The 6,000-nt window shown below is 72.7% G+C and carries 6 protein-coding genes; 3 read left to right on the top strand and 3 right to left on the bottom strand.

Annotated elements, in window-relative coordinates; genetic code table 11:
* Positions 1-103: 103 nt before the first annotated feature.
* Positions 104-1,366, bottom strand: a complete 1,263-nt coding sequence (locus AC07BF_RS35220) for an MFS transporter (RefSeq protein ID WP_478334444.1) — start codon at positions 1,364-1,366, stop codon at positions 104-106.
* Positions 1,367-1,596: 230 nt separating this feature from the next.
* Between AC07BF_RS35220 and AC07BF_RS35215 the strand changes: the two genes are divergently transcribed.
* Positions 1,597-2,433, top strand: a complete 837-nt coding sequence (locus AC07BF_RS35215) for an amidohydrolase family protein (RefSeq protein ID WP_478334443.1) — start codon at positions 1,597-1,599, stop codon at positions 2,431-2,433.
* A gap of 51 nt (positions 2,434-2,484) precedes the next feature.
* On the opposite strand, the gene AC07BF_RS35210 is transcribed toward AC07BF_RS35215, so the two are convergent.
* Positions 2,485-3,387 (bottom strand): alpha/beta hydrolase, encoded by a 903-nt coding sequence (locus tag AC07BF_RS35210; protein ID WP_478334442.1) that lies wholly within the window; start codon positions 3,385-3,387, stop codon positions 2,485-2,487.
* 42 nt (positions 3,388-3,429) lie between these two features.
* Between AC07BF_RS35210 and AC07BF_RS35205 the strand changes: the two genes are divergently transcribed.
* Positions 3,430-3,903, top strand: coding sequence for a MarR family winged helix-turn-helix transcriptional regulator (locus tag AC07BF_RS35205; protein WP_478334441.1), 474 nt, complete (start codon positions 3,430-3,432; stop codon positions 3,901-3,903).
* Between the two features lie 516 nt (positions 3,904-4,419).
* On the opposite strand, the gene AC07BF_RS35200 is transcribed toward AC07BF_RS35205, so the two are convergent.
* Positions 4,420-5,364 carry an FAD-dependent monooxygenase gene (locus AC07BF_RS35200; protein ID WP_478334440.1) on the bottom strand — a complete coding sequence of 315 codons (945 nt, stop codon included), beginning with the start codon at positions 5,362-5,364 and terminating at the stop codon, positions 4,420-4,422.
* Here AC07BF_RS35200 and AC07BF_RS35195 point away from each other — a divergent pair.
* Complete coding sequence (locus AC07BF_RS35195) at positions 5,347-5,928, top strand: TetR/AcrR family transcriptional regulator C-terminal domain-containing protein (protein ID WP_400810717.1); 582 nt, start codon at positions 5,347-5,349, stop codon at positions 5,926-5,928. The two genes, AC07BF_RS35200 and AC07BF_RS35195, sit on opposite strands and share 18 nt — an antisense overlap.
* The last annotated feature ends 72 nt before the right edge of the window (positions 5,929-6,000 follow it).

The raw sequence follows: 6,000 nt of genomic DNA, 5'->3' as shown, positions 1-6,000 counted from the left end.
CCCCCCCCCCCCCCCCCCCCCCCCCCCCCCCCCCCCCCCCCCCCCCCCCCCCCCCCCCCCCCCCCCCCCCCCCCCCCCCCCCCCCCCCCCCCCAGCCCGCCCCCTACCTGGGGAGCTTGGCGGTTCGCTCTGGATAGGCCACGGGAGCCGGGTCATGGGGCAGTTCGCGGTCTCGGGTCTCGGGGAGGCAGGTGGCGGCGATGGCCGCCAGTGCGTAGGCGAGCCCCGCGAAGAGGGCGATGCTCGCCGCGAGTCCGAGGCGTCCGGAGAGGTAGCCGACGAGGGCGGGGAAAGCGGCGCTGACGATGCGGCCCAGGTTGTAGCAGAAGCCCTGCCCGGTACCCCGGACGCGGGTGGGGTACAACTCCGCGAACAGGGCGCCCAGTCCGCCGGGGATGCCGGCCGAGAAGAACCCGAGCGGCGCGCCCGCGATGAGGGTGCCGAGATCGCCGAGTGACAGCAGCAGGTAGGGAACGAGGGTCACGAGGCAGCACAGGGCGAAGAGGACGACGTTGCGGCGGCGGCCGATCCGGTCGGAGAGCCACCCGGATGCGAGGTAGCCGAGGAACGAGCCGGCGATGAAGACCGCGAGGTGCCCGCTGCTGCCCATCACCGACAGGTGCCGGGTGGTGTGGAGGTAGGTGGGCAGGAAGGTGGTGAGGGCGTAGTAGCCGCCGTGGCTGCCGAGCCCGAGCAGCGCGCCGAAGACGGTGACCCTCAGCAGGCCGGGGCGGAAGATCTCCGTCGGCGAGGCCTTCTCCCGCCGCCGCTGGTCGGCCGTGGGGTCGGCGATCCCGCGGCGGAGGGCGAGCACCAGCAGGGCGGGCAGCACGCCGAGCCAGAACATCGCCCGCCACGCCCAGGCCTGCGGCAGGACGGCGACCAGCACCGAGTAGGCGGCGAGGGTGAGGGTCCAGCCGACGGCCCACCCGCTCTGCACCGCCCCGAGGGCCCTCCCCCGGTACCGCGTGGTCACGTACTCGCTGATCAGTACCGCGCCCGCGGCCCACTCACCGCCGAAGCCGATGCCCTGTAGGCACCGGAAGGCCAGCAGGGACTCGAAGCCGTCGGCGAAGCCGACGAGCGCGGTCGCCACCGCGTACCAGGCGATGGTGAAGCGCAGGACGGCCACCCGGTCCCACCGGTCGGAGGCCGCCCCGGCCAGCCAGCCGCCGAGCGCGGTGCAGACCAGGGTGACCGAGGAGGCCAGCCCGCCCTGGCCGTTGGTGAGATGCCACAGCGCGGTGAGGGTCGGCAGCACCAGGCCGTAGATCTGCGCGTCGGCCCCTTCCAGCGCCCAGCCGCCGAAGGTGGCCCAGAACGCCCGTCGCCCCCCGGGCGACGCCGAGCGGTACCACTGACGCATGCTCGCTCCTTACCCGAGGTCGGTGCGGTAGCAGTCGGTGCGGTAGCAGTCGGAGCGGTGCCGGAAGGAACCAACGACCGGCACGGCGCAGCGGCAGCGCCTCCGCGGCACCGGCCGCCCTGAACGTGAGCACGTCAGTACGTCGTCGAACATGCAGGCCAATATGACAGTCGGTCAGATGAAGGTCCAGAGGCCCCCGGTCCTGGGCCCCCCGGACCTACCATCGACGGGTGATCTGCGAATCGGCCGAGTCGGTGGACACCCACGCCCACGTGTTCCACCGCGGCCTGCCCAGGGCCGACCGCCCCCGCTACGTGCCGGACTACGACGCCCTCCCGGCGACGTACCTGGCGCTGCTCGACCGGCACGGCATCGGCGGCGCGGTCCTCGTCCAGCCGAGCTTCCTGGGATCGCGCAACGAGTTCCTGCTCGGCTGCCTGGCCCGGCACCCCGCCAGGTTCCGCGCCGTCATCGTGCTGGACCACGACCACCCCTGCCGTCCGGACGCGCTCGCCCCGCTCGCCCTCGACGGCGTCGCGGGCATCCGCCTCAACCTGATCGGCCGGCGGGTGCCCGACCTGGCCGGGCCGCACTGGCGGCAGGTGGCCGCACTGCTGGCCGGGCGCGGGCAGCACCTGGAGGTGCACGCGGCGGGCGGACAGTGGACGGCGATCGCGCCCGCCCTCCGTAGCTGGCCGTCCCCCGTGGTGATCGACCACCTCGGCCTGCCGGGCGCGTCCGAGGGCACCGACCGCGCGGTACTGGACCTGGCCACGCGCGACCACGTGTGGATCAAGGCCTCCGCGCCCTACCGCTGCGCCCCCGGCGCGGCGGGCCTCATGCTGCGGCGCGTACTGGAGGAAGCGGGCCACCAGCGCCTGCTGTGGGGCAGCGACTGGCCCTGGACCCGCCACGAATGCAACAGGGCGTTCGCCGAGTGCCTCGCCTGGCCGGCCGCGCACGTCGACCCGTCGGTCCTGCGCGCCGCCGTCACCGTGAACCCGGCCCGGCTGCTGAACTGGTCGCCCCGGCGACGAGCAGCCGCCGGACCGCAGGCACCGGCCTGAACGATCACCTGGCCACGCCAGCGGCCCGGCGGCCGGTGAGGGCGCGGAGCGTCAGGGAGCGGGGATGCGCTGGGCGAGGAAGAGGGCGGCGCGGTCGAGTGCCTGGTCGGCTTCGTCGAGGGGGCCGCCCGCGAAGGCCTGGAAGACGTGGGGGGCGTCGGCGGTGATGTCGAGGATGACGTCGACTCCGGCGTCGCGGGCGCGGGCGGCGAGGCGGGTGGAGTCGTCGAGGAGGATCTCGTTGGCGCCCACCTGGATGAGGAGCGGGGGGAAGCCGGTCAGGTCGGCGAAGAGGGCCGGGCTGAGGAGGGGCTGCGCGGGGTCCTGGCCGGCGAGGTACATGGCCCCGGTGTGCATCACGGCCTCGCGGGTGAAGATCGGGTCGATGCCGTCCTTGGTCGTCATGCTCTCCCCGCTCCGGGTGGCGTCCACGCCCGGGGAGAAGGCCACGATCGCGGCGGGCAGCGGCAGGCCCGCGTCGCGGGCGGCGAGGGTGGTGGTGACCGCGTAACCGCCGCCGGCGGAGTCCCCGGCGAACGCGATGGCGGACGGGTCCAGGCCGCTGTCGAGGAGGGCGCGGTAAGCGCTCAGGTTGTCTTCCAGACCAGCCGGGAACGGGTGCTCGGGGGCCAGCCGGTAGTCCACCGAGTACGCGTCGAACCCGGTCCTCGAGACGAGTTGCGCGGTCAGCGACAGCGCGGTCTCGGGAGAGCCGAAGACGAAGCCGCCACCGTGGAAGTACAGGATCGTGCCCGGGCGCGCGCCGCTGTCCGGTGTGACGTGCAGGGCGGGCCGGCCGCCGAGCGCGGCCTGAGTGGTGCGGACGTCGTCCGGCACGATCATCGTGTCCATCAGCGCCTTGAACCCGGCGCGCAGCTCCTCGACGGAGCGCCGGCCCTCCGGCCGGGGCCGGCGGAGCATCGCGTCGATCTTGGCGAGCTGTTCCTTGCTCATCTGCGCTCCTCCTATGGAATGGCTTCCTCTACACTATATGCCGTGGAATATACATCGGATGGCATCGCCGACCTCCAAGGATTCTTCGCGGATCTCGTCCGCTGCGAGACGCGCCTGTACAACGCGCTGAACGACCGCCTGCGCGAGCGGCATGGGATCGTGACCTCGCAGTTCGAGTTCCTGCGGTTCCTGCGCGAGCACCCGGGGGCCCGAGTCGCCGACCTCGCCGCGGAGTTCGCCATCGGAGCCGGCGCGACCAGCAAGGGCGTCGACCGCCTGGAGAAGCAGGGCTGGGTCGTCCGCCAGGCCAACCCGGCGGACCGCCGGTCCTCGCTCCTGGCCCTGACCGACGACGGTTCACAGCTCCTCGACGCCGCCGAGGCGACCTTCACCGCGGGCCTGAGCGAACTGGTCGAAGGCGCCCTCGACCAGTCCATGACGGCAGCCGCCGCCCGGGCCCTCCGCCGGCTGCGCTCCGCGCTCGAACGCGACCAGGTCGGCACCCCCACCGGCTGAAGGCGCAAGCCCGGTCAACTGCCCGCCCACGTGCGGCCCGGCGACACCGCGCTCCTCCGCCGTCACCTTCGGTGAAGGCCCGGCTGGGGTTGCCTCCGCGGCCGGCAAGGCGCAGGCTGGAGCTGTCCCCTGGAAGCCGCGTAGGGCGAGAGCCCCACGGAAAGCAGGGAGTTCGGGAGCGTCACCGCCCGTCCGGAGGAGCGGCCCATCCCGAGCACACCCGGGTGAAACGAAACAAACCGTCCGGTCCGACTGCGCACGGACGGAGGCCCCCAGCGGGGGTCGCTCTCGGAACAGCATCTCGCCGCGTCGTACGCGACGCTCCGTCCGGCCAGTGAGCACGGACGGCACCAACGAAAGCATTCGAAAGCATTGCAGGCGTCAGGAACGAGAGTGTAAGTCGCAGGAGCAGTAGAGGCCCCCTCCTGGTAGAGGGGGCCGACGCCTGCGTCGGGCAGGCCTCGCCGCCGCTTCAAGCCCTCCCCTGTCGGCTTCAGTGCCCGTCCAGGGCAGGGCTCAGTCGTCCAGCGAGAGTGCGTTCTTGGCCTGCGCGACGGATTCCTCCGAGGCGGGTCCGCCGGGGTTCTCGGTGGCCAGGGCCTGGTTGAGGGTGACGAACGGGCGCATCCGCCGCTCGTAGCGGGCATACGCGGTGCGGTGGTCGCCGCCGGCCCGGGCAAGGCAGTCGGCCAGCACGTGGGCGCCCACGAGGGCCAGGCTGGTGCCCTGCCCCGAGAGGGGGGAAGGGCAGTAGCCGGCGTCTCCGAGCAGGGTCACCCGGCCCCGCGACCACGGGTCCATACGGATCTGGGCCATGGCGTCGCAGTAGAAGTCGGGGGCCGTCCGGGCGGCCTCGGCCAAGCGGGTCCCTTCCCATCGCATCGACGCGAGCTTGTCCACGACGAGCTGCCGGAGGGCGCCCCCGCCGCGGAGGTCGTGGGCGAGGGGCGCGGACTCGAAGCCGAAGGCGATCCTGAGTTCGGTGTTGTCGCGTACGGGCATGATGCCGAAACCCGTGTCGCCGCCCCGCAGCCACACCTGCCAGTCGTCCAGGGCGAGGAAGTTGTCCGCGCTGAACACCGAGAGGTAGCTGCCCAGGTGGTGGGCGAAGTGCTCCTCCGGACCGAAGGCCAGGCGCCGTACGGTGGAGTGCAGGCCGTCGGCCCCGACCACGAGGTCGAAGGTGCGGGACGGTCCGTGCGCGAAGTCGACGCGCACGCCGGTCTCGTCCTCGTCCAGCGCGGTGATGCTGTCGCCGAAGAGGTACTCGACGCCTGCGCGCGTGTGCTCGTGCACCATCCTCACCAGGTCCTCGCGCAGCACCTCGAGGTCTTCGCTGTCGAGCCGTCCGCTGCTGAAGGTCGCCTCGGTCGAGCGGCCGACCTCGCGGCCGTCGGGGTCGAGGATCGACATGCCGCGCATCCGGGTCCGCACGCGGCTCGCCTGCTCCAGCAGGCCCATGAGAAGTCCTACCCCGCGGAAGCCCCCGAGGATTGGCGTACCCGCATCGAGCTGGGCGCCCGGACCCTGTGGAGCCTGTACCGGCAGCACCCGTGGCTGGCCCAGCTCGGCTGCCTCACGCGCCCGCTGCTCGTACCCAATCTGATGGTCCACGGCGAGTGGGTGCTGGGCGCCCTCGACGGCCACGGACTCGACCCCACGACACTGTTCGACATCCACGTCCTGCTCTACAGCCATGTCCAGGGCCTGGCGGTGCACCTGGAGATGGAGGCGCACGCCGAAGCCGCCACGGGCCAGTCGGAAGACCAGTGGATGGACAGCCGCGCCCCCGCCCTCCAGGAGCTGGTGGAATCCGGCCGCTTCCCGGCCTTCACCAAGGCGGTCGGAGCCTTCGAGGACGGCTACGACCTGCGTCTCGACGCGCTCTTCGAATTCGGCCTCAAGACGCTCCTCGACGGCCTGACTTCCGCCGTCGAAGGCCAGGAAGCCGGCACGGGCGGTACCGCCGCGATCGGGGGACCTCACCGTCCGGCGGCATCGCGGCGGCCTGCGGCTGACCGTTGACCGTCGTACCGCTGAAGTCCTTTGCGCGTGCTGCCGCCCGGATGATGAGGTGGAAGGGTGACCGACCCTCAT

Source organism: Kitasatospora sp. NPDC043950 (assembly GCF_056435345.1).
This window is presented reverse-complemented; position numbering and strand designations above follow the sequence as displayed.

Bases quoted from the DNA above. Each gene is read 5' to 3' on its own strand.
- AC07BF_RS35210 (WP_478334442.1), bottom strand. From the start codon at position 3,387: ATGAGCAAGGAACAGCTCGCCAAGATCGACGCGATGCTCCGCCGGCCC.
- AC07BF_RS35220 (WP_478334444.1), bottom strand. From the start codon at position 1,366: ATGCGTCAGTGGTACCGCTCGGCGTCGCCCGGGGGGCGACGGGCGTTC.
- AC07BF_RS35200 (WP_478334440.1), bottom strand. From the start codon at position 5,364: ATGGGCCTGCTGGAGCAGGCGAGCCGCGTGCGGACCCGGATGCGCGGC.